Source organism: Rahnella sp. NRRL B-41462 (assembly GCF_003263525.1).
GTDB lineage: Bacteria > Pseudomonadota > Gammaproteobacteria > Enterobacterales > Enterobacteriaceae > Rahnella > Rahnella aceris.
The window spans coordinates 44,005-69,941 of record NZ_JYDF01000015.1; the positions used below are offsets into that span (position 1 = coordinate 44,005).

The window sequence follows — 25,937 nt, forward strand, 5'->3', positions numbered from 1 at the left end:
GCCCGTTAGCGGAATGCAGGCAATTGCGCCTGCCTCAGAGCTTCGGTCAAAATCTCGACGTCCGGATGATGAATAAAATCAAAAACCTGAGCGGCCCGCTTTCTCCCGATCCCCTCAGTCATTTCCCAGTCGCGAGACGTCAGCTGTTTCAACCTGTTCCAGCTTTGCTGGCGTTCTGCAAATCCCAAGGCAAAAGAAGGAAATCCTATTGCTGACAGCCAGCGCCGGAAGCTCCTTTCGCGTGCAAGATGAATTTGCGCCATCAGTTTTTGCGCCTGTTTAACACCGATACCCGGAACCGCAGCCAGCTCTTTCTCGTTAAAGCTTAACCAACTGATCAGAGAATCCGCCGGGGAAGCATCCAGTAACTTTTGCCATGTGGCCCCGCCGAACCCCGCCATATCTAACGCTTCCGGCCCGCTAAGCCAGATCAGACGTGAGAGAAACTGCTGCATACAGCCCGGTTCAGGCGTAAAGCAGGAAAGTGCGTTATAGCGCGTTGGTTCAGGCAAAGGCATTTCCGTACGCTTACTTACCCGCCATGTCACTTCATCAAGGCGCGGGATCCCCTGTCCGGCCAGCGCGACAGCGACCTGATCGCCAGGAAGAACATCCCATTGTCTGAACCGGCTAACCGATCCCACACTCACCTTACTGACTAACTTATCGTCCAGCCTCAGGGGCTTCAGGTTGAGGATAACGGTCACTTTCCCGCTTCGTCCTGTGGTGGTGGTGATACCCGTGACATCGGTGAGCTCTCTGGCGGGCGGATATTTCCAGGCAACCGCCCAGACTGCGGGTTTATTTTGCCAGTATTTCCCGGCAGGCTCTTCTTGCTGACGAACAACCACACCATCCGTCGCAAAAGGCAGAGGCTGGTGAAACCAGTCTTCACGCCACTTTTCCACATCTTCGACAGCGCTCACCGCATGCGTGAACTGAGCCACAACCGGAAAACCGAACTGGCTCAGCTTCTCCAGGTGGTCAGCCATAAGCGTGGGTCCATCCGGCCATGACCAGATAAAAATACCCGTCTGCTTCAGCAGGTCAGAAGCAGAAGCAGAAGCACGCATCATTGCACCCGCAACTTTTGATCTTGCATTCATCCCGCCATCAGCACTTTGTTGATGACCGGTCATCAACAGATAAAGCTCGCCCTGTAATATCAACTCAGGGCTCATGTCCGGGATATGCAGCGGGATCGCCGGAATTGACGCGGCTTTTACCGTCCAGTTTTGTCCTTTCTCACCATCGCCACGACTTACCAGTGCGGCCAGCTGCCCATAACGGTAAATCAGCGACACCGCTACGCCATCGATTTTGGGCTGCACCCACAGATTCTTTCGCCCTTGCATCCAGTTTGCGACAGCATGTTTATCTTTCATTTTATGCAGGCCGGTATGAGCCACCGGATGCGTAAATTCAGCATCATCACTCGCTGGCACTGTTAGTTCAGGCACCGGCTGGCTGGCACACTGTAGCCAGAGACGTTGTTTCTGACGCAAATGATCATAGACCGAATCTTCTATCGGGCTGCTGCCAGACTGATGGTAGGCTGCATCCCACTGGGTCAGCTGAGCGGTGAGATGGTGGGTTTCCTGTGTCAGGCGTTCTGATGGCCAGACAGGGCAGTCTGGCGACGGCATATTCTTACCGTAAGCAGAGAAAGCAAAAGGGAACAGGCAGATGAGAAAAATAAACTGGCGCATTGGCACCTCCTTGTGAAGGCAAGTAAACGCCGGTGTAATTTTTCCTGCCAGTGGCATAACCCCTTCTTGCGAGATACCTTCCTGGTTATTTCATCTGTTGCTGCAACGAAGAAAAAATTTGGAATGCGGCACGTAAATCTGTCAGGAAAGGCTATTTTCTCTGGCAAAGTTGCGATGAAATACGTCTGGGCGCTGCACCGAATGCAGCGAGCGTGTATACTGTGCGAGAGATCACTCTTCGCATACTTCCTATCAACCCATTCAGTTGAAACGTCATCATGGTTCAAGGCACGCTATATATTGTCTCCGCCCCTAGTGGAGCAGGCAAATCAAGTCTGATTCAGGCTTTACTTAAAACACAACCGCTCTACGACACACAGGTTTCTATTTCTCATACGACCCGAGCTATACGTCCGGGCGAGAAAGATGGCGAGCATTACTTCTTTGTCGACAAAGAAGCGTTTCGCGAGATGATTGAACGTGATGCCTTTTTAGAACACGCAGAAGTTTTTGGTAACTATTACGGGACTTCGCGTGAAACCATTGAGCAGGTTTTAGCGTCGGGTGTGGATGTTTTTCTGGATATCGACTGGCAGGGCGCGCAGCAAATTCGGAAAAAAATGCCGCAGGCACGCAGTATTTTTGTCTTACCGCCATCGAAAGATGAGCTAGACCGTCGCCTGCGTGGCCGCGGGCAAGACAGCGAAGCCGTTATCGCAAAACGTATGGCACAAGCCGTAGCTGAAATGACACACTTTGCCGAATACGACTATTTAATTGTGAATGATGATTTTGATCTGGCTTTATCGGATTTAAAAACCATTATTCGCGCTGAACGTCTGCGTCTGAGCCGTCAGCGGCTCCGTCATGACGGATTAATCACCAAACTATTGGCAGACTGAAGTCACTTTCAGTATTATGCCCAGTCTTTCGTCACCCTGTGGAGTAGCACATATATGGCACGCGTAACTGTTCAAGACGCTGTTGAAAAAATTGGTAACCGTTTTGACCTGGTGTTGGTGGCTGCTCGTCGCGCACGCCAGCTGCAATCTGGTGGTAAAGATCCACTGGTCGCTGAAGAAAACGATAAAGTCACTGTAATTGCCCTGCGCGAAATCGAAGAAGGCCTGATCACCAATCAGATCCTCGACGTTCGTGACCGTCAGGAGCAACAGGAGCAGGAAGCCGCAGAGATTCAGGCAGTGACTGCCATCGCTGAAGGCCGTCGTTAATTAACGAAACGGATCTCACTTGTATATCTTTGAAAGCCTGAATCAACTGATTCAAAAATACCTGCCGGAGGAGCAAATTAAGCGCCTCGTGCAGGCTTACCTCGTGGCGCGGGACGCGCACGAGGGGCAAACACGTTCCAGCGGTGAGCCGTATATTACTCACCCGGTGGCCGTGGCATGTATTTTGGCTGAAATGAGGCTCGATCATGAGACTCTGATGGCGGCGTTATTACACGACGTTATCGAAGACACGCCTGCAACTTACCAGGACATGGAACAACTGTTTGGCAAAAGCGTTGCTGAGCTGGTTGAAGGCGTTTCAAAGTTAGACAAGCTGAAATTCCGTGATAAGAAAGAAGCGCAGGCGGAAAACTTCCGCAAAATGGTCATGGCGATGGTGCAAGATATCCGCGTCATTTTGATCAAACTCGCTGACCGTACTCATAACATGCGCACGCTGGGCTCTTTACGCCCGGACAAACGTCGCCGCATTGCCCGTGAAACGCTGGAAATTTACAGCCCGCTGGCACACCGTTTGGGTATTCATCACCTGAAAACCGAGCTCGAAGAGCTGGGCTTCGAAGCCCTTTATCCAAACCGTTATCGCGTCATCAAAGAAGTGGTGAAAGCTGCGCGTGGTAACCGTAAAGAGATGATCCAGAAAATCCTCTCTGAGATTGAAGGCCGTTTAACCGAAGCCGGCATTCAGTGCCGTGTCAGTGGTCGCGAAAAACACCTGTATTCTATCTATTGCAAAATGCACCTGAAGGAACAGCGTTTCCATTCTATTATGGATATCTACGCCTTCCGGGTGATCGTTAAAGAACTCGATACCTGTTATCGCGTGTTAGGACAGGCACATAGCCTGTACAAACCGCGTCCGGGTCGGGTTAAAGATTACATCGCCATCCCCAAAGCCAACGGCTATCAATCTTTGCATACATCACTAATCGGTCCGCATGGTGTGCCGGTTGAAGTACAGATCCGTACGGAAGATATGGATCAGATGGCGGAGATGGGGGTTGCGGCTCACTGGGCTTATAAAGAGAACAGTGAAACCAGCACCACCGCACAGATCCGTGCTCAGCGTTGGTTACAGAGTCTGCTTGAGCTGCAACAAAGTGCAGGCAACTCCTTTGAATTTATTGAGAGCGTGAAATCGGATCTGTTCCCGGACGAGATTTACGTCTTTACGCCGGAAGGTCGTATCGTCGAATTGCCTGCGGGCGCGACACCGGTCGACTTTGCTTATGCTGTGCATACCGATATCGGCCATGCCTGCGTTGGCGCGCGCGTTGACCGCCAGCCGTATCCGCTCTCGCAACCGCTGACCAGCGGACAAACTATCGAAATCATTACCGCACCGGGCGCCCGCCCGAATGCTGCCTGGCTGAACTTTGTCGTCAGCTCACGTGCACGCGCCAAAATCCGCCAGATGCTGAAGAACCTGAAACGTGATGATTCGGTTTCACTTGGCCGTCGCCTGCTGAATCATGCGCTGGGTGCCGGTAAAAAACTGTCAGACATTCCGCCGGAAAACATCAAAAACGAGCTGGATCGTATGAAGCTCGCCGCGATGGATGACCTGCTGGCGGAAATCGGTCTCGGCAATGCCATGAGCGTTGTGGTTGCCAAAAACCTGATGGGTGACCAGTCTTCAATGGCATCGTCAGGTACCCGTAATCTGCCGATTAAAGGCGCAGATGGCGTGCTGATCACCTTCGCGAAATGTTGCCGTCCGATTCCGGGTGACCCGATTATTGCCCACGTCAGTCCGGGCAAAGGGCTGGTGATCCATCATGAATCCTGCCGTAATATTCGCGGTTATCAGAAAGAACCTGAGAAATTCATGGCCGTTGACTGGGATAACCACCAGGAAACTGATCAGGAATTTATCGCTGAAATCAAAGTTGATATGTTCAACCATCAGGGCGCACTGGCGAACCTGACCGCTGCAATTAATGCCGCGCAGTCGAACATTCAGAATCTGAGCACCGAAGAAAAAGACGGTCGCGTCTACAGCGCCTTTATCCGCCTGACGACCCGCGATCGCGTTCATCTGGCGAATATCATGCGTAAAATCCGTATCATGCCGGACGTCATCAAAGTTACCCGCAACCGAAACTGATTGTTATGACCCCAGAACGTTATGCCCGCATCCGCGAAATGCTTGCGGCCCGACAGCCAGACCTGACGGTCTGTATGGAACAGGTGCATAAACCACATAACGTTTCTGCCGTCATCCGTACGGCAGACGCCGTCGGCGTTCACGAAATCCACGCTGTCTGGCCTACGACCCGAATGAAGACACTGGTCTCTTCGGCGGCAGGCAGCAACAGCTGGGTTCAGGTCAAAACACACAAAACCATTCAGGATGCCGTCGCCAAAATGAAGGCGAAGGGCATGCAAATCCTGGCAACCAACTTGTCAGAGAAAGCCGTCGACTTCCGCGCGATTGATTACACCCGCCCGACTTGCATATTGCTGGGTCAGGAGAAAACCGGTATCACACCTGAAGCGTTAGCGCTGGCTGACAGCGATATCATCATTCCGATGATCGGTATGGTGCAATCTCTGAACGTCTCCGTTGCCTCGGCGCTTATCCTGTACGAAGCACAGCGCCAGCGCGAAAACGCCGGTATGTATCGCCGCGACAGCAGTCTGCTGAGCGAGAAGGAACAGCAGCGACTGCTGTTTGAAGGTGGCTATCCCGTTCTGTCCAATGTGGCGAAGCGAAAGAAGCTTCCCCGCCCTTTCATTGACGATCACGGGCAAATCATTGCCGATGATGAATGGTGGTCGGCGATGCAAATGACGGTCAAAAAAAGATGAAAGGCCGCCTGCTCGACGCCATCCCGCTGACGTCGCTTTCCGGCGTCGGAGCCAGTCAGGCAGACAAGCTCGCCAAACTCGGCCTTGAAACTATTCAGGATTTACTGCTTCATCTTCCTTTACGCTATGAAGATCGTACCCGCCTTTACACCATCAATGATTTACAGCCCGGCATTTTCGCCACCATAGAAGGCGAAGTGTTGCGTAGTGATATCAGTTTTGGCCGCCGCAGAATGCTGACCTGTCAGATAAGTGACGGCACTGGCATGGCGACGTTGCGCTTCTTCAACTTTAACGCCGCGATGAAAAACAGCCTGGCAACAGGTCGCCGTGTTACCGCTTATGGTGAAATCAAACGCGGCACGATCGGTGCTGAAATCATTCATCCGGAATACCGCATTCAGGGTGAAAACAGCGAAGTCGTTCTGCAGGAATCACTGACGCCGGTTTATCCGACAACGGAAGGTATCCGCCAGGCGACCTTGCGTAAACTGACGGATCAGGCACTTGAACTGCTCGACACCGTACCTGTCGCCGAACTGTTGCCAGAGGAACTGAGTCGTTCGCTGATCCCGCTTCCTCAGGCGCTGCATTTGCTGCACCGCCCGCCGCCAGATATCCAGCTTGCAGACCTTGAAAAAGGTCATCATCCGGCTCAACGCCGCCTGATTATGGAAGAACTTCTGGCACATAATCTCAGTATGCTGGCTGTCCGCGCCGGTACGCAGAGTTATAAAGCTCTGCCGTTGCATCATGACGACCGCCTGAAAAATCAGTTCCTCGCGTCGCTTCCTTTCAGCCCGACCGGTGCGCAAGCACGGGTTGTGGCAGAAATTGAACAGGACCTGGCAAAAAGTTATCCCATGATGCGTCTGGTGCAGGGCGACGTGGGATCAGGTAAAACGCTGGTAGCCGCCCTCGCCGCACTTTGCGCTATTGCTCAGGGCCAACAGGTCGGATTAATGGCGCCGACAGAATTGCTGGCCGAACAGCATGCCAATAATTTCCGTCGGTGGTTTGAGCCACTGGGTATTCAGGTCGGCTGGCTGGCGGGCAAACAAAAGGGTAAAGCCCGGCAGGCACAGCAGGATGCGATCGCCAGCGGACAGGTGTCGATGGTGGTGGGAACGCACGCTATCTTCCAGGAACAGGTTTTGTTCTCGTCACTGTCGCTGGTCATTATCGATGAACAGCACCGTTTCGGTGTGCATCAGCGTCTGGCGTTGTGGGAAAAAGGTCTGCAACAGGGCTTCCATCCACATCAGTTGATCATGACCGCCACGCCGATCCCACGCACACTGGCAATGACGGCTTACGCTGATCTTGATACCTCTGTGATCGACGAACTCCCGCCAGGCCGCACGCCGGTGACTACTGTCGCCATTCCGGACACCCGCCGCAGTGACATTATCAGCCGTGTCAAAAGTGCCTGCGAGCAGGAAAATCGTCAGGCTTATTGGGTGTGTACGCTGATTGAAGAATCGGAAATGCTGGAAGCGCAGGCCGCTGAAGCCACATGGGAAGGCCTGAAGGAGGCACTCCCGGCGCTGAATATTGGACTGGTTCACGGTCGTATGAAAGCCCAGGAAAAGCAGGCCGTTATGCAGGCATTCAAACAGGGTGAAGTGCAGCTTCTGGTGGCAACGACTGTCATTGAAGTCGGCGTTGACGTACCGAATGCCAGCCTGATGATTATCGAAAACCCGGAGCGTTTAGGGCTGGCGCAGTTGCACCAGTTACGTGGGCGCGTTGGACGTGGTGCCGTTGCTTCTCACTGTGTACTGCTCTACAAAACGCCGCTCAGCAAAACAGCGCAGAAACGTTTGCAGGTTTTACGCGACAGCAACGATGGCTTTGTTATCGCACAGCAGGATTTGGAAATCCGCGGGCCGGGTGAACTACTGGGCACGCGCCAGACCGGCAGTGCTGAATTTAAAGTCGCTGATTTATTACGTGATCAGGCGATGATCCCGGATGTACAGCGCATTGCGCGTTATCTGCAGCAACAATTCCCTGATCATGCCAAAGCCCTGATTGAGCGCTGGCTGCCAGAAAGAGTCCGTTACACCAACGCCTGATCTCTCTTTTCGCTCATTCACTTCATCAAATCATTATTAAAAATGATGTTTTGTTTCCAACATATTCTCTTCTCTTTTCCCTATTGTGCCCCCAAAACCACTCTCCGCACTGGTTATTTGATAACCTTCACAGAGTGGGGAAAAGCCGGTAACCGGTTTCACCTCCCGTCACTACACTGATGATAATTAAGGCAACCCTGTCTGATGTCCTCAACATAAGGCCAAATCATCATGAGTATCAGCCAATCCCTCTTCACTTTTATAGAACAGAAAATCAGCCCCTTCGCCGCACGATTATCCTCACAGCGACATGTCATGGCAGTGCGTGATGGCTTCATCTCAGCAATGCCCTTTATGATTGTTGGTTCGTTTTTACTGGTTTTTGTTCACCCGCCATTTTCGCCCGAATCTTCATGGGGCTTCGCCAGAAGCTGGCTGGCGCTCTCGGCAAAATATGAAGTGCAGATCCTGACGCCGTTCAATATGACGATGGGCATTATGTCCATCTACATCTCGGCATCGATTGCCTACAATCTGGCAAGAAGTTACAAGCTAGACCCGTTCATGACCGCAATGCTGGCGCTGATGTCTTTCCTGCTGGTCGCCGCACCGCAGATTGATGAAAAGATGTCGACGACGGCGCTGGGCGGCGTGGGGATCTTTACGGCTATTCTGGTGGCGATTTATGTCACCGAACTGACGCGGTTATTGAAAAAATACAATATCGGTATCCGTTTACCCGAACAGGTACCTTCAAACATTAAGCATTCGTTTGATTTACTGATCCCGATTGTGGCCGTGGTGATTACACTTTTCCCGCTGAGCTTACTGGTCCAGTCAGGGTTTGATATGTTGCTGCCACAGGCGATTATGGCGCTGTTCGAACCCCTGATTTCTGCCGCAGACTCACTGCCTGCTGTACTTCTCGCCGTGCTGATTTGCCACCTGTTGTGGTTCGCCGGCATTCATGGCTCGGCCATTGTATCTGGCATGTTGCAGGCTTTTTGGTTAACCAATCTCGGCCTGAATCAGACAGATCTCGCTGCCGGTTTACCCATGACGCACATCATGACCGAGGCATTCTGGAATTTCCTGATCGTGATTGGCGGGTCCGGCGCGACAATGGGACTGGTCCTGCTGTTTTGTCGCAGTAAGTCAGCGCATCTGCGCACCATGGGGAAACTCAGTCTGGTGCCAAGCTGTTTCAATATCAATGAGCCGGTGATTTTTGGCACACCTATCGTCATGAATCCGGTATTTTTCATCCCCTTCCTGCTGGCACCGATGGTCAATGCCGTTATCGCCTATCTGGCCGTATCGACGGATCTGCTCCCGCATATGATTTCACTGGTCCCCTGGACATCGCCGGCACCGATCGGGGCGGCCTGGGCGATGGGCTGGGATTTCAAAGTGTCGGTTCTGGTTATCCTGCTGATGGCACTGTCGATGGTAATTTATTATCCATTCTTCAAAGTCTACGAGAAGCAGTTACTGACGCAGGAAAAAGCCGCTGAGGCCGAACAGGTGTTCACTGAGAAGGCGGACGCGGCACAATAAACCCGACGGGAAGGAATCGTCAGGCACAGAAGCGATGTTTCTGTGCCTGTTTTTTTAGCTTATAGCCGGGAATACAGGCAGCATCAGGTAGAGTTTAATCACAATCGCATTGGCGATATCGATGAAGAATGCGCCCACCATCGGCACCACCAGAAACGCCAGATGCGAAGGGCCAAACTGGTTGGTGATCGCCTGCATATTGGCAATGGCCGTCGGGGTGGCACCCAGCCCGAAACCACAGTGTCCTGCCGCCAACACCGCCGCATCGTAGTTTTTCCCCATCACGCGATAAGTCACGAAAATCGCGTAAAGCGCCATCGCGAGGGCTTGAACGATAAGAATCGCCATCATCGGCAAGGCGAGTGCCGCCATCTCCCACAACTTAAGGCTCATCAATGCCATGGCAAGGAACAGTGACAAACTGACGTTACCCAGCACGGATACCGCACGGTCGAAGACACGATAAAAACCGAGCCATGCCAGCATATTACTCAGGATCACACCAACGAAGAGCACGCAGACAAAGGTTGGGATTTCAAATGCCGAGCCTTGCAACAGACTGGCGGCATATGTCCCTGCCATCAGGCAAATCGCGATCAGGGCAATGGTTTCAACCATCACCAGTGGCGTGATCATCCTGCCAATCGACGGTTTCTCAAATGCGCTCGGATCGACCATATCCTCGGGGTTTCCGTTGGGGGTGGAAGAATGGCTGACCAGATAGCGCGCTACCGGCCCCCCAATAATACCGCCGAGCACCAGACCAAAAGTTGCGCAAGCCATCGCGACTTCCGTCGCATTTTCAAAGCCATAACGCTCGATAAACAGCTTGCTCCATGCCGCGCCGGTGCCGTGGCCACCTGAAAGGGTAATCGACCCCGCCAGCAACCCCATCAGCGGATCCAGCCCGAGCATTTTCGCCATTCCGATACCGATGGCATTTTGCAAAAGCAGTAAGCCCACGACGACAAACACCAGCATAAACAGCGATTTACCGCCTGCCCGCAGACTTGCCAGATTGGCGTTAAGACCGATCGTGGCAAAAAATGCCAGCATCAGTGGCTCTTTTAAAGACATGTCGAAACCGACTTCCCAGCCGATTATCTGGTTGGCGATCAGTAACAATAAAGCGACCAGCAAACCACCGGCAACGGGTTCAGGAATGGTGTATTTTTTGAGGAATTTGACCGACTGGACGCATTTCCGTCCTAAAAGGAGCACCAACGTGGCGGCAACCAGGGTGCCGTAGGTATCGAGTTGAATCATTGACGAACTCCATTTTAAAATAAATCCAATAAAATTATCGAGTTATAAAAACTTCACTGACATGTTTTTTCCCAGAAGCTGAATTAGAAGTCATTCAAGCTGCGTCAGGCAAGAAAAACAGGCCATAAATCCCGTCCAATCCAAAACCAGTCGAGGAATATTGCCATTAGCAAACGATTGCTTTTGTCGTTAATTTCAATAAAAATGCCCGCTTTGCCGCTTATTGGAATGCCACAGCATGAGTTCGCAAACCGCAGAACAAGAAACACAGCAACCCGATCTTTCCCGCCAGCAAAAAAGTGAACTGATTTACCGGCTCGAGGACCGCCCGCCATTACCTCAAACGTTATTCGCCGCCTGTCAGCATTTGCTGGCGATGTTTGTTGCGGTAATCACACCAGCACTACTGATTTGCCAGGCGCTGGGTTTGCCCGCGCAGGACACGCAGCACATCATCAGCATGTCGCTGTTCGCCTCCGGCCTGGCTTCTATTTTGCAGATTAAAACCTGGGGACCGGTCGGCTCGGGTTTACTCTCGATTCAGGGCACCAGCTTTAACTTTGTTGCGCCGCTGATCATGGGCGGAATGGCGCTGAAAAATGGCGGTGCGGATGTGCCGACCATGATGGCGGCGCTGTTCGGCACCCTGATGCTGGCTTCCTGCACTGAAATCATTCTTTCCCGTTTCCTGCATCTCGCACGTCGCATCATTACGCCGCTGGTTTCCGGCATCGTGGTGATGATTATCGGGCTGTCGCTGATTCAGGTCGGTCTGACGTCTATCGGCGGCGGTTATGCGGCCATGAGCGATCACACATTCGGGGCACCGAAAAATCTGCTGCTGGCTGCCGTCGTGCTGGTAGTGATTGTTCTGCTGAACCGTCAACGTAACCCTTACCTGCGTGTCGCCTCTCTGGTTATCGCCATGGCGGTGGGTTATCTGGTGGCCTGGATGACGGGCATGTTGCCAACCGTTGCGCCAGCCGCGCAAAGCAACTGGATAACATTACCAACGCCGCTGTATTACGGACTGGGTTTTGACTGGAATTTGCTGATCCCGCTGATGCTGATTTTCATGGTGACATCGCTGGAAACCATCGGTGATATTACCGCAACCTCGGACGTTTCTGAGCAACCGGTCAGCGGCCCGCTGTACATGAAGCGCATCAAAGGCGGCGTTCTGGCCAATGGCCTGAACTCGATGCTTTCTGCTGTATTTAACACCTTCCCGAATTCCTGCTTCGGGCAGAACAACGGCGTCATTCAACTGACCGGCGTTGCCAGCCGCTATGTCGGTTTTGTGGTCGCGCTGATGCTGATCATCCTCGGGCTGTTCCCGGCTGTTGCGGGATTTGTGCAGCATATTCCTGAACCGGTACTGGGCGGCGCGACCATCGTGATGTTCGGTACCATTGCCGCTTCGGGTGTGCGCATTGTTTCCCGCGAGCGTCTGAATCGCCGCGCGATTATGATCATGGCGCTTTCTCTCGCCGTCGGTATGGGTGTTTCTCAGCAGCCGCTGATCCTGCAATTCGCACCGGACTGGCTGAAAACCCTTCTCTCTTCTGGCATTGCAGCGGGCGGCATTACTGCGATTGTTCTGAATCTGGTTTTCCCTCACGAGAAGTAAAAGCAGGATGTAATCCGCGTGCAACAGCGGCAGAGGGTCTGGAACCTCTGCCGCTTTTTATTACCTCCATTTGGCTAACCTGTTGAGAAAATTCGCTGTTTGCGGCATAAACAAAGAATCTTTTTCCATTTTCCCGTTACAGGGCTCCAGACGATGAGATTTATCGGTAAAATTTTGCTGACGTTCGCCTTACTTCTGGTGCTGGCGATCGTGCTGGTGTACGTCCTATTACAAACCCGCTGGGCTGCTGGCTGGGTCAGCCGCTGGGTCAGCAATAACAGCGAGTACCGTCTCTCCGTGGAGAAACTCGACCATAACTGGTCGTCGCCGGGTCGGGTGACGTTAACCAATGTCATCTTCGGGCAGAAGAATCAGCCGGAAGTGCTGAATGCCGGTGAAGTTGATCTGGATTTAAGCTGGCGTCAGATCACCGAGCCACGTTTTTTCGATCGCGTCGTGCTGGTCAGCGGACGCCTCAATGTCAGTCCTTCGTCAATGAATTTGCCATTGCAGGCCAATACCCTGCAACTGAGTAAAATGGCGCTCACCGGCAATACCGCTGGCTTAGACATTCAGGGTCAGCAGATTAACGCCGGTATTTCGCCGTGGCAGCCAAAACCCAATCAGCTTTTAGGCGATAAAGCTGACTTCCAGCTGAGCGCCGCCAGCCTGACGGTCAACGGACTGCCGGCCGAAAATGTGCTGATTCAGGGCAACATCAATAATAAGAATCTGACGCTGAGTAATTTTGGCGGCGATCTGGCTCGCGGTCAGTTAACGGGTAAAGCGACGCAGGCCGCCGATGGCAGCTGGAACATAGAAAACCTGCGGCTGAGCAATGTGCGTCTGCAAACATCCAAACCGCTTTCTGCTTTCTTCGACGACTTCCAGACCCTGCCAAAAGTGACTATTCAGCGACTTGATCTGATCGACGCGCGTTTGCAGGGAACAGACTGGGCATTCAGCGACGTTGATTTGTCCGTGCAGGATCTGACGCTCGAAAAAGGCGACTGGCAAAGTGATGACGGCGAAATCACCCTGAATGCGACGGATATGATTGATGGAAACCTGCATATTCAGGATCCGATCATCAGCCTCGACCTTTCGCCGCAGGGCATTGCGATCAAACAAGCTACGGCGCGCTGGGAGCGCAGTTTATTGCGCACGACCGGCAACTGGCTGCGCGCCAACAAACGCCTTCAGCTTGATGAAGTGTCTGTTGCGGGGCTGGAATACACCTTGCCGGAAAACTGGAAACAACTCTGGAATCAGGCACTGCCGGATTCGCTGTCTGAAGTCTTTATCAGCCGGTTCATTGCTAACCGGAACCTGATTATTGATATCAATCCGCAGTTCCCCTTCCAGCTGACGGCACTTGATGGCCTCGGCAACAATCTGTTGCTGGCGCGTAATCATCAGTGGGGGATCTGGAGCGGTAAGCTGAATCTGAATGCAAGTGAAGCCACATTTAACCGCAATGACGTGCGCCGTCCTTCCATCACCCTGGAGGCGAACGACCGTCAGGTGAATATTTCTGAGCTGAGCGCCTTTACCAAAGAAGGATTGCTGGAAGCCAGTGCGACGGTTGATCAGCAGCCGCAGCGCCATTTCTCTGTGAAGATGACCGCCCGCTCAGTACCGGCGAATCAGCTGGAAAACTGGGGATGGCCACATGTGGCGCTGGAAGGTAACGCTAATATGCAGCTGAATCTGCAAGGACAGATGCCGGCAAACGTGGATTACAAACCCACGCTCAGCGGGACATTGCAGATAAACGGCAGCCAGACAATTGACCAGAGAATGGTAAACGGGTTGGTTTCCGGTACGCCAGCATCTGCTACTCCTTAATCCAGGCATCACCAAAAATGCAAAAGGCACCGCAATGGCGGTGCCTTTTATTTTGGGTAGAAACCAATCAGTTAATTTCAGGCTCCAGCGGTGCGCCGGGCGCGGCGGGCAATACCAGATAGGTGCCTTCAAACACCGCGCCGTCTGTCTCATCGCCGTATAAATTCACTTCGAGTTGCACGCGTGCTTTCCGCCCGCGAGCCAGACGGTCGAGATCACCGCGGACAGAGCCCAGGTCGGCAACGGCACGCGGCCTGCCGGTCACCGGCATGCTGTAACGGATATGCGCATCCGCCAGCACAATGGTGCCGCCCAGATGGCGCTCACGCAGCAGCAGCCAGATCAGCCCCCAGCCGGTCAGCGTTGCCAGCGAAAACAAACTGCCAGCGAACAATGTATGGTGCGGATTCTGGTTGCCCGTTTCCGGCATCGTGGTGACAAATCGCTGGCCGGTGTACTGACTGATACGCACGCCCATTTTTTCACTGAGCGGGATGTGGTCATACCAGGCCTGCTGAAGCTGACCGCACCAGTCAGGGCGATGCAGAATATCATCCAGCGTTTCGATGGGTTTTATCATCAGGAAGTGGCGAACCGGGGTTGTTTGCGGCGTGGTGATTTCGCCCTGATTCACAAAACCCAGTTTGGCAAAGAAATCCACGGCATCTTCGCGGGCGCTACAGACCACTCGTTTCACCCCTTCCTGACGCGCCACAGACTCCAGGGTCATCGCGACCAGCGTTCCCAGCCCTTTGTCTTGTACATTTGGATCAACCGCCAGAAAGCGGATAGAGGCTTCATTATCGGCATTGATGTATAAACGGCCAACCGCCACCGGTTCGCCCTCCTCATCAACTACCATCTGGTGATGTGCGATGGAATCGTAGGCATCACGCTCTGAACCCTCCGGCTGATGCAACGGTTTACGCAGCATTTCCCAACGGAATCGGTAATAGGCGGCCAGTTCTTTTTCGGTCGTCGGTACTCTCAGATGATACATAGATGCTTTCTCTCCGGCGTTATGCCTTATGGATCAGACTTGTAGCCAGAAGGTCACCGGCCCGTCGTTCACCAGTGCCACTTTCATATCCGCTGCAAAGCGTCCGGTTTCGGTAGCAATGCCCTTTTCCCGGCACTGCCCGCAAAAATACTGATATAACCGCTCCGCTTCCTGTGGCTCAGCCCCGCGCGAGAACCCAGGACGCATGCCTTTTTGTGTGTCCGCCGCCAGCGTGAACTGCGACACCACCAGCAGGCTGCCACCGGCCTGCTGCACGTTCAGATTCATCTTGTCATTTTCGTCACCGAAGATTCGGTACCCGATCACCCGTTCACAAAGGCGTTTGGCTTTTTGTTCGTCATCGCCCTGTTCAACGCCCAGTAAAACCAGTAACCCCGGCCCTATCTGGCCACAGATTTCGCCATCGATCGTAACGCTGGCATTCAATACCCGCTGAATTAACGCAATCATACAAATCCTTCGGACTGATTATTCTTCTGCCCTATGTTGAGCAGACTGCAATTTTCTTAGAGAACGGTACTCGCCCAGCGTGACGGTAATTTCCGCCCCAAGAAGAACGATACACCAGCTGACATAGACCCAGAGAAATAAAATGGGGATCACCGCCAGTACACCGTAAATCAACTGATATGACGGGAAAAGCTGAATGTATAAGGTGAAGATTTTTTTACTCAACTCGAATAATACGCCGGAGACCAGCGCGCCGATCAGGGCATCTTTTGCCGGCACTCTGACCGTCGGGACTACCTGATAGAGCAGCCAGAATGTCACCCAGGAGATCAGCAAGGGCAGAATGCGCAGCGCGTGGTCGATCACCGAATGCACACCGCTGATGTTCAGCCAGTTCAGGGAGAGCAGATATGAGCTGACAGCCACGCTGGCCACCAGCAGAATTGGCCCGAGCGTTAACACCATCCAGTACACAGCGAAAGAAAACACAATCGGACGCGTGGTTTTGCTGTCCCAGATTTTGTTCAGCACGCTGTCTACCGAGGCTATCAGAAGTAGCGCGGTGACGATTAATCCACAGGTGCCCACGGCCGTCATTTTGCTGGAGTTGGCAACAAACTGTTCCAGATAGCGCTGGATAGTATTACCGGTCGCGGGCATGAAATTGGAAAAAATGAATGTTTTCAGCTGCATGCTGATTTCTGAAAAAACAGGGAATAATGCAAAAAGTGAAAATACCACGGCGATCAGTGGCACGAGCGATAGCAAAGAGACATAGGCCAGATGGCCCGCCAGAAGCGTCAGGCCATCTTTATCCGAACGCTTTAAAAGCAGGCGCGTAAATTTCCACAACGATTTTAGGTAGTGGCTCAGTGCCCTTTTCTGCATCCTTACATCCTTCAGGAAAAGTATTTCGGTACCGTCTGGTTATCTTCTACCCATACAGCCTCAATGCCAGCATTCCGGGCGGCTTCGATATTTTCAGCAACATCATCAAAGAACACGGCCTGATCGGCGGTGAATCCTTCTTTCTCCAGAACATGCCGGAAAATTTCGGGCTCCGGTTTGCGCATACCCAAATTTTGCGAGAGGTACATCGCGTCGGTATTGGCTTCGATTTCAGGATAATGGTGAGGCCAGAAATCCAGATGTAAGCGGTTGGTATTAGAAAGCACGACGACACGATGACCTTCTTCGCGCAGTTTCTGAAACAGGGCAATGACCTCAGGACGCAGACCAACAAACACCGCATGCCAGCCCGCACTGAATTGTTCAAAACTTAGTGCGATACCCATTTCATGACATAAATCGGCAGCAAACTGTTCGTCGCTGATTTCACCACGCTCGTGTTTCTGGAACACCTCGCCCATTGAAAACCGCTCGGTCAGCGTCGCCAGCGGGGTGCCACTCAGATGGCTCCACACCCCAAGCACTCGTTTGAAATCAATATCAATAATGACGTTTCCCATATCAAAAATGTACAGCATTGCACGCTCCTGATTTCAAAGATGACAGTTAACTTTAGCGGTAAAACGTACAAGTGAACAGGGGCAACGCGACGGGGCGTAACGAACGGAGGAGAAAAAAACATAAAAAAAACAGGGTACCCGAAGGCACCCTGTTTCTGTGTAACGGCAAACGTTAAAGAAGATTAACCTTCTTTAGGACCACGCATTGCACGTTTACGATCGTTCTCGGTCAGGTGACGTTTACGGATACGCACAGACAGAGGAGTCACTTCGACCAGTTCGTCATCATCGATGAATTCCAGAGCTTGCTCCAGAGACATTTTGATAGCAGGAACCAGAGTCGTTGCTTCGTCAGTACCGGACGCACGCATGTTAGTCAGTTTCTTACCGGTCAGGCAGTTCACGGTCAGGTCGTTAGAACGTGAGTGAATCCCGATGATCTGGCCTTCATACACTTCTGCGCCGTGGCCCAGGAACAATTTACCGCGGTCTTGCAGGCTGAACAGTGCGAACGCAACGGCTTTACCCTGACCGTTGGAGATCAGCACGCCGTTCTGACGCTGGCCGATTTCGCCCGGACGAACGTCATCGTAGTGGCTGAACGTGGAGTACAGCAGACCGGTACCGGAAGTCATGGTCATGAATTCGGTACGGAAGCCGATCAGGCCACGTGCAGGGATCAGGTAATCAAGACGGATACGACCTTTGCCGTCTGGGATCATGTCTTTGACATCGCCTTTACGCTCACCCATGGCCTGCATAACAGAACCCTGGTGTTGCTCTTCGATATCCAGTGTCACGTTCTCGAATGGCTCTTGCATGCGGCCATCGATTTTACGGTTGATTACTTTAGGACGGGAAACCGCCAGCTCGAAACCTTCACGACGCATATTTTCGATCAGAACCGACAGGTGAAGTTCACCACGGCCTGAAACACGGAATGCATCAGCATCTTCAGTTTCTTCAACACGCAATGCAACGTTGTGCACCAGCTCTTTGTTCAGACGGTCAAGGATCTGACGTGAAGTCACATACTTACCTTCTTTACCACAGAATGGAGAGGTGTTTACGTTGAAGTACATGGTTACTGTTGGTTCATCAACGCTCAGCGCAGGCAGAGCTTCAACATTCGCCGGATCACAGATTGTGTCGGAAATGTTCAGTTCGCCCAGGCCGGTGATTGCGATGATGTCGCCCGCTTCAGCAACGGTGGCTTCGATACGCTCAAGACCCATGTGGGTCAGAACTTTACCGACTTTACCGTTGCGGGTTTTGCCTTCGCTGTCGATGACAGTGATTTGCTGGTTAGGCTTAACGGTACCGCGTTTGATGCGGCCGATGCCGATGACGCCAACATAGTTGTTGTAGTCCAGCTGAGAGATTTGCATCTGGAACGGTGCTTCCATCTCAACTTGTGGCGGAGATACGTGGTCAACGATCGCCTGGTACAGCGGGGTCATGTCTTCGGCCATATCGTTATGGTCGTTACCCGCGATACCCATCAATGCTGATGCATAGATGATTGGGAAATCGAGTTGTTCGTCGGTTGCGTCCAGGTTTACAAACAGGTCGAAGACCTGATCGACAACCCAGTCAGGACGCGCGCCAGGGCGGTCAACCTTGTTGATTACCACGATCGGTTTCAGACCATTAGCGAAGGCTTTTTTGGTCACGAAACGGGTTTGCGGCATTGGGCCATCCATTGCATCCACAACCAGCAGCACCGAGTCGACCATTGACATCACACGCTCTACCTCACCGCCGAAGTCGGCGTGTCCTGGGGTATCCACGATGTTGATGCGGTAGTCTTTCCAATTAATGGCGGTGTTTTTTGCGAGGATGGTAATCCCACGCTCTTTCTCCAAATCGTTGGAGTCCATTACGCGTTCAGTGGCTTCTACACGCTCTCCGAAAGTACCGGATTGTTGCAGCAGCTTGTCGACCAGGGTGGTTTTACCATGGTCAACGTGGGCAATAATGGCGATGTTACGCAAATTTTCGATCACAGCTTTGCCTCAGGCATTAGAAATAGCGCGCTATTGTACACGTATTAAGCGAGGTTCTAAACAAGATCACAAGGATCTTGTTGAAACAACTTATGGATGGCTACTTTGTGATCCCTTTCACGGTGCAAAAAGACCACTGAACCATTATGACGCACCATTATAGTGCTTTCGCTCTCACGGTTAGCACCATTTTAGTGCGAGAATTCCGTTATGGTGCATACTTGTCGAGTGCAAAAGCCCTGTAAAATGGCGTTGTTTGCATTTTCTCAAAGTTGGCACAGTTTTCGCTAATAGTTTTTAGAGTAAAAGTTTTTTAGGGTAAAAAATTTTTTACAGGGTGAAGAGCCTGACCAGACAAATAATAGCGCTGTTCAGTCTACACGCCAGTTCCAGTAAGGCTGTTATTTCCAACTAAAGACCAAAAATGGTTATTCGTTCCACGACGATAATGAGAAATTCGGGAGAACTAGTATGTCCGCTGAACACGTTTTGACGATGCTGAATGAGCATGAAGTGAAATTCGTAGATTTACGCTTCACTGATACCAAAGGCAAAGAACAGCACGTCACCATTCCTGCGCACCAGGTTAGCGCTGACTTCTTCGAAGAAGGCAAAATGTTTGACGGCTCTTCAATCGGTGGCTGGAAAGGCATTAACGAATCTGACATGGTCTTGATGCCAGATGCGAGCACTGCTGTTCTTGACCCATTCTACGAAGAAACTACCCTGATCATTCGTTGCGACATCCTTGAGCCAACCACGCTGCAAGGTTATGACCGCGACCCACGCTCTACCGCAAAACGTGCAGAAGATTTCCTGCGCTCTTCCGGTATCGCGGACACCGTTCTGTTCGGGCCAGAGCCAGAATTCTTCCTGTTTGATGATGTGCGCTTCGGCAGCAGCATCTCCGGTTCTCACGTCGCTATCGATGATATCGAAGGCGCATGGAACTCAAGCACCAAATACGAAGGCGGCAACAAAGGCCACCGTCCTGCAGTAAAAGGCGGTTACTTCCCGGTTCCTCCGGTCGACTCCTCTCAGGATCTGCGTTCTACCATGTGTCTGACCATGGAAGAAATGGGTCTGGTTGTTGAAGCTCACCACCACGAAGTGGCAACCGCTGGTCAGAACGAAGTGGCAACCCGCTTCAACACCCTGACTAAAAAAGCTGACGAAATCCAAATCTACAAATACGTGGTTCACAACGTGGCTCACGCATTTGGCAAAACTGCGACCTTCATGCCAAAACCAATGTTTGGCGATAACGGTTCAGGTATGCACTGCCACATGTCTCTGTCTAAGAACGGTAACAACCTGTTCGCTGGCGACAAATACGGCGGCCTGTCTGAAATGGCACTGTTCTACATCGGCGGTATCATTAAGCACGCTAAAGCAATCAACGCCTACGCTAACCCGACCACCAACTCCTACAAGCGTCTGGTCCCGGGCTACGAAGCGCCAGTAATGCTGGCTTACTCTGCGCGTAACCGTTCTGCATCCATCCGTATTCCACACGTATCAACGCCTAAAGCGATGCGTATCGAAGCACGTTTCCCTGATCCAGCGGCTAACCCATACCTGGCGTTTGCTGCACTGATGATGGCTGGCCTGGACGGTATCATCAACAAGATCCACCCTGGCGATGCGATGGACAAAAACCTGTATGACCTGCCACCGGAAGAAGAAGCAGAAATTCCAAAAGTTGCAGGTTCACTGGAAGAGGCCCTGAACGCACTGAACGAAGACCGCGAGTTCCTGACCCGTGGTGGCGTGTTCACTGACGACGCTATCGATGCTTATATCGGTCTGCGTAAAGAAGAAATGGACCGCGTGCGCATGACTCCGCATCCGGTTGAGTTCGAACTGTACTACAGCGTTTAATTTTTCGATTAAACCGGACTCAGCGCTCGTCTTCGGGCTGGCGCTGAGGGTAATACCCGACTGAAGGCCTGTGTTCACAAACCCTTCAGCGTCAAAATTAAGTAAGACGATTTATATTTGTTGCCGTGGAAACTTTCAGCCCATCTCCGGATGGGCTTTTTTCTCCACACTCTTTCCTGCTCAACCCCTCTGACCCGTGATTTCACCGGGTAGCGAGATAAAATGCACCAATCAGGTGCGGGAGACTGCGGTATGGCAACTGGCAAACTGCCCGATGCTGGGCAGATCCTGAATTCCTTAATCAACAGCGTTCTGCTGTTAGACGACGAATTGGCTGTGCATTATGCCAATCCGGCAGCTCAGCAGTTACTGGCGCAAAGTTCCCGAAAGCTTTTTGGCACCCCTTTGCCAGAACTGGTGGGATATTTTTCGCTGAACATCGAATTAATGCGTGAAAGTCTGACAGCCGGACAAGGCTTTACAGACAGTGAAGTGACGCTGGTCGTAGACGGCCGCGCGCATGTGTTGTCGCTGACCGCACAGATGCTGCCAGAAGGTTTCATTCTGGTGGAACTGGCGCCGATGGATAATCAGCGCCGCCTGAGCCAGGAACAATTACAGCACGCTCAACAAGTTGCTGCGCGTGATTTGATCCGCGGTCTGGCACATGAAATCAAGAATCCGCTCGGCGGGTTGCGTGGCGCAGCACAATTATTATCCAGAGCGCTGCCCGATCCGGCCTTGCTGGAATATACGAAAGTCATTATTGAGCAGGCTGACCGTCTGCGTAATCTGGTCGACAGATTGCTGGGCCCGCAACGTCCGAGCCAGCATGTGACACAAAGTATTCACCAGGTTGCGGAACGGGTTTGCCAACTGGTCTCGATGGAGAAGCCGGATAACGTTCAGCTGGTGCGGGACTATGATCCTAGCCTGCCGGAACTGGCGCACGACCCCGATCAGATAGAACAGATTTTGTTAAACATCACCCGCAACGCATTACAGGCGCTGGGGGAGGAAGGCGGCACAATTACATTACGCACGCGTACTGCTTTCCAGATTACGTTACACGGCGTGCGTTATCGTCTGGTGGCCCGTATCGATATTGAAGATGATGGCCCCGGCGTACCGGCGCATTTGCAGGACACCCTTTTTTACCCCATGGTCAGTGGCCGCGAAGGGGGCACCGGTTTGGGCCTGTCCATCGCGCGCAGTTTGATTGATCAGCATTCGGGTAAAGTTGAATTTAACAGTTGGCCAGGACATACCGAATTCTCGGTATTCCTGCCTATTCGCCAGTGAGGTTCTTATGCAACGAGGGATAGTCTGGATCGTCGATGACGATAGCTCCATCCGCTGGGTACTTGAACGTGCGCTCACTGGAGCCGGTTTAACGTGCACCACGTTTGACAGCGGCAATGAAGTGCTTGATGCCATTGCGACTCAAACCCCTGACGTTTTGTTATCAGATATCCGTATGCCCGGGATGGACGGTTTAGCGCTGTTAAAGCAGATTAAACAACGTCACCCGATGCTTCCGGTCATCATAATGACAGCACACTCCGATCTGGATGCTGCAGTCAGCGCCTATCAGCAAGGTGCGTTTGATTATCTGCCAAAACCGTTCGACATTGATGAAGCCGTGGCACTGGTTGAACGAGCCATCAGTCATTATCAGGAACAACAGCAACCGGCACGCAGCCAGCCTGCGAGTGGCCCGACCGCAGACATTATCGGTGAAGCGCCCGCTATGCAGGACGTATTTCGCATCATCGGCCGTTTGTCCCGTTCTTCAATCAGCGTGCTGATTAATGGGGAATCCGGTACCGGTAAAGAGCTGGTCGCTCACGCCTTACACCGCCACAGCCCGCGCGCCAAAGCGCCCTTTATCGCGCTGAATATGGCTGCTATCCCGAAAGACCTGATTGAGTCCGAATTATTCGGCCACGAGAAAGGGGCGTTTACCGGCGCCAACACCGTCCGTCAGGGACGTTTTGAACAAGCCGATAACGGCACGCTGTTCCTCGATGAAATCGGGGATATGCCGCTTGATGTGCAAACCCGTCTGCTTCGCGTGCTGGCAGATGGCCAGTTCTATCGTGTTGGCGGTTATGCGCCGGTGAAAGTGGACGTGCGTATTATCGCTGCGACTCACCAGAATCTGGAGCTACGGGTTCAGGAAGGGAAATTCCGCGAGGATTTATTCCACCGCCTGAACGTTATCCGCGTCCATCTGCCGCCGCTGCGTGAACGTCGTGAAGACATCCCGCGTCTGGCGCGTTACTTCCTGCAAGTCGCGGCTAAAGAGCTGGGTGTGGAAGCAAAAAACCTGCATCCGGAAACAGAAACGGCACTGACGCGATTGCCATGGCAGGGCAATGTGCGCCAGCTGGAAAACACCTGCCGCTGGCTCACCGTCATGGCGGCGGGTCAGGAAGTGCTGATTCAGGATTTACCCAGCGAACTGTTTGAGACCTCGGCCCCTGAAACCGGTGGTCAGAGTCTGCCAGACAGTTGGGCGACATTGCTGGCACAATGGGCAGACCGTGCGCTGCGTTCCGGTCATCAAAACCTGCTGTCAGAAGCGCAACCTGAAATGGAACGTACATTACTGACCACGGCGCTGCGCCATACACAGGGACATAAACAGGAAGCGGCACGGTTGCTGGGCTGGGGGCGAAATACCCTGACCCGCAAACTGAAAGAACTGGGCATGGAATAAAAGTCCTCGCACCAGACAGCAAAACAGCCGCTTATGCGGCTGTTTTTATTTGCAGAGCAGACTGTCAGATAACGCGGGAGAATTGTTGCTGGCGCACCTGACGTCGCAGATAAATATCAAAGCACATACAGATATTACGGATCAGCAAACGCCCGCGCGGTGTCACCTGAATATGCGTGCCACTCACCTCAACCAGCCCGTCTTCAGCCAGCGGCTTCAGCAGTGCCAGATCATCAGCAAAATAATCGGTAAAACGAATGTCGTAACGCTGTTCGATATCAGCAAAATTCAGCTCAAAATGGCAGATCAGAGATTTAATGACATCGCGACGAAGGCAGTCATCATTCGTCATTTCCAGACCGCGCCATAAGGCATGTCCCTGCGCTTCCACATGAGCGTAATAGGTTTTGATATCTTTTTCGTTCTGCGCGTAGGTATCGCCGAGCATGCTGATGGCCGAAACGCCCATTCCCAGCAAATCACTGTCGCCCTGCGTGGTGTAGCCCTGGAAATTGCGGTGCAATTTGCCTTCGCGCTGGGCGATCGCCAGTTCGTCATCAGGGCGAGCAAAGTGATCCATCCCGATAAAGCGATAGCCGAAACCGGTCAGTGAAGCGATGGTTTCCTGCAAAATTTTCAATTTCTCTTCCGCACCAGGCAAATCAGCATCTTTGATTTTGCGCTGAGCGGCGAACAATTTTGGCATGTGCGCATAATTGAACACACTCAGACGATCAGGGTTGAGCTCTGCCACACGCTGCAGCGTGTAAGCAAAACTTTCTGCCGTCTGTTTCGGCAGACCGTAAATCAGATCGATATTAGTCGAGTTGAAACCCAGCGCCGGGCGCGTGCAATGAGGGCAAAGATGAAATCTTCATCCTGCTCACGGTTAACCAGAAGCTGCACTTCTTTGTTGAAATCCTGGACCCCCATACTCAGGCGGTTAAAGCCTTCGCTGCGCAGATGGTCAAGCACATCAAGCTCAATTTCACGTGGATCTACCTCCAGTGACATTTCTGCGTCGGGCAGGATATCAAAGTATGCCCTCAGAAGGCCCATCAGACGGCTTATCTGCGCTTTATCGAGGTAAGTCGGAGTACCACCGCCCCAATGCAGCTGACTGACCTGACGACCTTTAAAGAGCGGTGCACGGTGACTGATCTCTTTTTCAAGCACGTTGAGATATTCTTCGGCTTTATGCTGCTGGCGGGTCACCAGTTTATTGCAGCCGCAGAAGTAGCAGAGCTTATGGCAGAAAGGAATGTGCACGTACAATGAGAGCGAGCGTGCCGGATAACGGGCAGCCGCATTTTCGAAAGCGGTATTATCGTAGCGTTCACTGAACTCAAGTGCTGTTGGATAGGATGTGTATCGCGGACCCGAATAATTGTATTTCTGGATCAGCGCTAAATCCCAGACGGTAGTCTGTTCTGACATGGGGTACTCACTCCTTCCGGCGTCGGATGCGACCGGTTCGCTTTACAGGCAGGCTTTGAGCCTGCCGTGCAAAGGTCGCTCTGCGCAAACGTGCTTTGGTTTTCGATAACCGGCGTAGTTTACCGAATAACCAAAGCAGATAACATGCAAAGAGTAAGGCTATTGCCGGGATGACCCAGCGCATGGATTAGAAACCCTCTTTTGGATTTCCGCGCTTGAGCAACTGCATCATGTCTTCGTTTTTCACTTCTTCTTCGTCATCTTCATCTTCGCCGAGTTCGATGCCGAGGATTTCCATCAGAACATCGATGCGATCAAGTGTCTGATCAACATAAGCCTGATCTTCTGCGCTTAATGCTTTGCCATCGTCGATGAGATCCAGCAAAGAATCCAGACGCTCATCATTTTCGAGTAACGTCAGTTCTTCTTCCGGTGTCATCTTAGGTTTTGCATCTTGCTTCGGCTGTGCGGCTTTTTTAGCTTTCGCTGCATTGTTCGTAACGGTCTCAACGATCAAAGGCACGGCTTTTTTGCTACCGATACGCGGATCGGCTTTTTTCGTGCCCGCGCCGCTTTGGTTCTGGGCCGCATCCGGATTGGCGCGTGAGCCTGCTTTATGGCCACGGCGCTTGTTGTCACGCTTGCGTTCGCGCGCTTCGATATCAAGCTCGACACGACTTTTCTTCTTCGTTTTAGCTGTCGCGGTATTGGCGCGCGGTGCTTTCGCTGGCTGTTTCATGGCATCTGCTCTTAGGTGTGTACATTTAGTATAGATTTGCGCCGGAATCTAGCAGAAAGC

19 protein-coding genes and 1 pseudogene are annotated in these 25,937 nt (G+C 52.3%); 11 read left to right on the plus strand and 9 right to left on the minus strand.

Going from position 1 to position 25,937, the window contains the following annotated elements:
- Positions 1–5 precede the first annotated feature (5 nt).
- Entirely contained in the window at positions 6–1,709 is a 1,704-nt protein-coding gene (ligB, locus tag UC14_RS05435) for an NAD-dependent DNA ligase LigB (RefSeq protein ID WP_112197354.1), read from the minus strand.
- A 278-nt stretch (positions 1,710–1,987) separates the two neighbouring features.
- Here ligB and gmk point away from each other — a divergent pair, with 278 nt between their 5' ends.
- The 6 genes from gmk (at position 1,988) to UC14_RS05465 (ending at position 9,408) form a co-directional block, all read left to right on the plus strand.
- Positions 1,988–2,611, plus strand: coding sequence for a guanylate kinase (gene gmk, locus UC14_RS05440; protein WP_013577638.1), 624 nt, complete (start codon positions 1,988–1,990; stop codon positions 2,609–2,611).
- A gap of 54 nt (positions 2,612–2,665) precedes the next feature.
- The gene (rpoZ, locus tag UC14_RS05445; protein WP_013577639.1) at positions 2,666–2,941 is read left to right on the plus strand and encodes a DNA-directed RNA polymerase subunit omega; all 276 of its coding nucleotides are present in this window, start codon (positions 2,666–2,668) and stop codon (positions 2,939–2,941) included.
- 19 nt (positions 2,942–2,960) lie between these two features.
- Complete coding sequence (gene spoT, locus UC14_RS05450) at positions 2,961–5,069, plus strand: bifunctional GTP diphosphokinase/guanosine-3',5'-bis pyrophosphate 3'-pyrophosphohydrolase (protein ID WP_013577640.1); 2,109 nt, start codon at positions 2,961–2,963, stop codon at positions 5,067–5,069.
- Between the two features lie 5 nt (positions 5,070–5,074).
- Positions 5,075–5,773 carry a tRNA (guanosine(18)-2'-O)-methyltransferase TrmH gene (gene trmH, locus UC14_RS05455; RefSeq protein ID WP_013577641.1) on the plus strand — a complete coding sequence of 233 codons (699 nt, stop codon included), beginning with the start codon at positions 5,075–5,077 and terminating at the stop codon, positions 5,771–5,773.
- Complete coding sequence (gene recG / locus UC14_RS05460; protein ID WP_112197355.1) at positions 5,770–7,851, plus strand: ATP-dependent DNA helicase RecG; 2,082 nt, start codon at positions 5,770–5,772, stop codon at positions 7,849–7,851. The genes trmH and recG overlap by 4 nt, the downstream gene beginning before the upstream one ends.
- Positions 7,852–8,082: 231 nt before the next feature.
- Positions 8,083–9,408, plus strand: coding sequence for a PTS cellobiose transporter subunit IIC (locus UC14_RS05465; protein WP_013577643.1), 1,326 nt, complete (start codon positions 8,083–8,085; stop codon positions 9,406–9,408).
- A gap of 54 nt (positions 9,409–9,462) precedes the next feature.
- On the opposite strand, the gene gltS is transcribed toward UC14_RS05465, so the two are convergent.
- Positions 9,463–10,674: a sodium/glutamate symporter gene (gltS, locus tag UC14_RS05470; protein ID WP_112197356.1), complete on the minus strand. Its 1,212-nt coding sequence runs from the start codon at positions 10,672–10,674 to the stop codon at positions 9,463–9,465.
- Positions 10,675–10,912: 238 nt separating this feature from the next.
- On the opposite strand from gltS, the gene UC14_RS05475 reads away from it, so the two are divergent.
- Together UC14_RS05475 and UC14_RS05480 are read left to right on the plus strand one after the other, a co-directional pair.
- The gene (locus UC14_RS05475; protein ID WP_013577645.1) at positions 10,913–12,304 is read left to right on the plus strand and encodes an NCS2 family protein; all 1,392 of its coding nucleotides are present in this window, start codon (positions 10,913–10,915) and stop codon (positions 12,302–12,304) included.
- A 153-nt stretch (positions 12,305–12,457) separates the two neighbouring features.
- Positions 12,458–14,152, plus strand: coding sequence for an AsmA family protein (locus tag UC14_RS05480; protein ID WP_112197357.1), 1,695 nt, complete (start codon positions 12,458–12,460; stop codon positions 14,150–14,152).
- 67 nt (positions 14,153–14,219) lie between these two features.
- On the opposite strand, the gene fabY is transcribed toward UC14_RS05480, so the two are convergent.
- The 5 genes from fabY to typA all read right to left on the minus strand — a co-directional run bounded on the left by fabY (position 14,220) and on the right by typA (position 19,098).
- Positions 14,220–15,152 carry a fatty acid biosynthesis protein FabY gene (gene fabY / locus UC14_RS05485; protein ID WP_013577647.1) on the minus strand — a complete coding sequence of 311 codons (933 nt, stop codon included), beginning with the start codon at positions 15,150–15,152 and terminating at the stop codon, positions 14,220–14,222.
- A 33-nt stretch (positions 15,153–15,185) separates the two neighbouring features.
- Entirely contained in the window at positions 15,186–15,623 is a 438-nt protein-coding gene (gene dtd / locus UC14_RS05490) for a D-aminoacyl-tRNA deacylase (protein ID WP_013577648.1), read from the minus strand.
- Positions 15,624–15,641: 18 nt separating this feature from the next.
- A complete protein-coding gene (locus UC14_RS05495; protein WP_013577649.1) occupies positions 15,642–16,511 on the minus strand; it encodes a virulence factor BrkB family protein in 870 nt (289 codons plus the stop codon).
- An 11-nt stretch (positions 16,512–16,522) separates the two neighbouring features.
- Entirely contained in the window at positions 16,523–17,110 is a 588-nt protein-coding gene (gene yihX, locus UC14_RS05500) for a glucose-1-phosphatase (RefSeq protein ID WP_013577650.1), read from the minus strand.
- Between the two features lie 164 nt (positions 17,111–17,274).
- Positions 17,275–19,098 (minus strand): ribosome-dependent GTPase TypA, encoded by a 1,824-nt coding sequence (typA, locus tag UC14_RS05505; protein WP_013577651.1) that lies wholly within the window; start codon positions 19,096–19,098, stop codon positions 17,275–17,277.
- 471 nt (positions 19,099–19,569) lie between these two features.
- On the opposite strand from typA, the gene glnA reads away from it, so the two are divergent.
- The 3 genes from glnA to glnG all read left to right on the plus strand — a co-directional run bounded on the left by glnA (position 19,570) and on the right by glnG (position 23,701).
- Positions 19,570–20,979 (plus strand): glutamate--ammonia ligase, encoded by a 1,410-nt coding sequence (glnA, locus tag UC14_RS05515; protein ID WP_013577652.1) that lies wholly within the window; start codon positions 19,570–19,572, stop codon positions 20,977–20,979.
- Positions 20,980–21,231: 252 nt separating this feature from the next.
- Positions 21,232–22,281 carry a nitrogen regulation protein NR(II) gene (gene glnL / locus UC14_RS05520; protein WP_013577653.1) on the plus strand — a complete coding sequence of 350 codons (1,050 nt, stop codon included), beginning with the start codon at positions 21,232–21,234 and terminating at the stop codon, positions 22,279–22,281.
- A gap of 7 nt (positions 22,282–22,288) precedes the next feature.
- Positions 22,289–23,701, plus strand: a complete 1,413-nt coding sequence (gene glnG, locus UC14_RS05525) for a nitrogen regulation protein NR(I) (protein WP_013577654.1) — start codon at positions 22,289–22,291, stop codon at positions 23,699–23,701.
- Positions 23,702–23,765: 64 nt separating this feature from the next.
- On the opposite strand, the pseudogene hemN reads toward glnG, so the two are convergent.
- Both hemN and yihI read right to left on the minus strand, forming a co-directional pair.
- A pseudogene (gene hemN / locus UC14_RS05530) lies at positions 23,766–25,138 on the minus strand (oxygen-independent coproporphyrinogen III oxidase).
- Positions 25,139–25,325: 187 nt separating this feature from the next.
- On the minus strand, positions 25,326–25,877 hold the full coding sequence (gene yihI, locus UC14_RS05540) for a Der GTPase-activating protein YihI (protein WP_013577656.1): 552 nt from the start codon (positions 25,875–25,877) through the stop codon (positions 25,326–25,328).
- Positions 25,878–25,937: the final 60 nt, after the last annotated feature.

Excerpts from the sequence above, each read along its gene's own strand:
- fabY (WP_013577647.1), bottom strand. The coding sequence starts at position 15,152 with ATGTATCATCTGAGAGTACCGACGACCGAAAAAGAACTGGCCGCCTAT.
- rpoZ (WP_013577639.1), top strand. The coding sequence starts at position 2,666 with ATGGCACGCGTAACTGTTCAAGACGCTGTTGAAAAAATTGGTAACCGT.
- UC14_RS05495 (WP_013577649.1), bottom strand. The coding sequence starts at position 16,511 with ATGCAGAAAAGGGCACTGAGCCACTACCTAAAATCGTTGTGGAAATTT.
- UC14_RS05465 (WP_013577643.1), top strand. The coding sequence starts at position 8,083 with ATGAGTATCAGCCAATCCCTCTTCACTTTTATAGAACAGAAAATCAGC.
- yihX (WP_013577650.1), bottom strand. The coding sequence starts at position 17,110 with ATGCTGTACATTTTTGATATGGGAAACGTCATTATTGATATTGATTTC.
- ligB (WP_112197354.1), bottom strand. The coding sequence starts at position 1,709 with ATGCGCCAGTTTATTTTTCTCATCTGCCTGTTCCCTTTTGCTTTCTCT.
- glnA (WP_013577652.1), top strand. The coding sequence starts at position 19,570 with ATGTCCGCTGAACACGTTTTGACGATGCTGAATGAGCATGAAGTGAAA.
- glnG (WP_013577654.1), top strand. The coding sequence starts at position 22,289 with ATGCAACGAGGGATAGTCTGGATCGTCGATGACGATAGCTCCATCCGC.
- UC14_RS05480 (WP_112197357.1), top strand. The coding sequence starts at position 12,458 with ATGAGATTTATCGGTAAAATTTTGCTGACGTTCGCCTTACTTCTGGTG.
- gltS (WP_112197356.1), bottom strand. The coding sequence starts at position 10,674 with ATGATTCAACTCGATACCTACGGCACCCTGGTTGCCGCCACGTTGGTG.
- glnL (WP_013577653.1), top strand. The coding sequence starts at position 21,232 with ATGGCAACTGGCAAACTGCCCGATGCTGGGCAGATCCTGAATTCCTTA.
- recG (WP_112197355.1), top strand. The coding sequence starts at position 5,770 with ATGAAAGGCCGCCTGCTCGACGCCATCCCGCTGACGTCGCTTTCCGGC.
- yihI (WP_013577656.1), bottom strand. The coding sequence starts at position 25,877 with ATGAAACAGCCAGCGAAAGCACCGCGCGCCAATACCGCGACAGCTAAA.
- dtd (WP_013577648.1), bottom strand. The coding sequence starts at position 15,623 with ATGATTGCGTTAATTCAGCGGGTATTGAATGCCAGCGTTACGATCGAT.
- UC14_RS05475 (WP_013577645.1), top strand. The coding sequence starts at position 10,913 with ATGAGTTCGCAAACCGCAGAACAAGAAACACAGCAACCCGATCTTTCC.
- gmk (WP_013577638.1), top strand. The coding sequence starts at position 1,988 with ATGGTTCAAGGCACGCTATATATTGTCTCCGCCCCTAGTGGAGCAGGC.
- trmH (WP_013577641.1), top strand. The coding sequence starts at position 5,075 with ATGACCCCAGAACGTTATGCCCGCATCCGCGAAATGCTTGCGGCCCGA.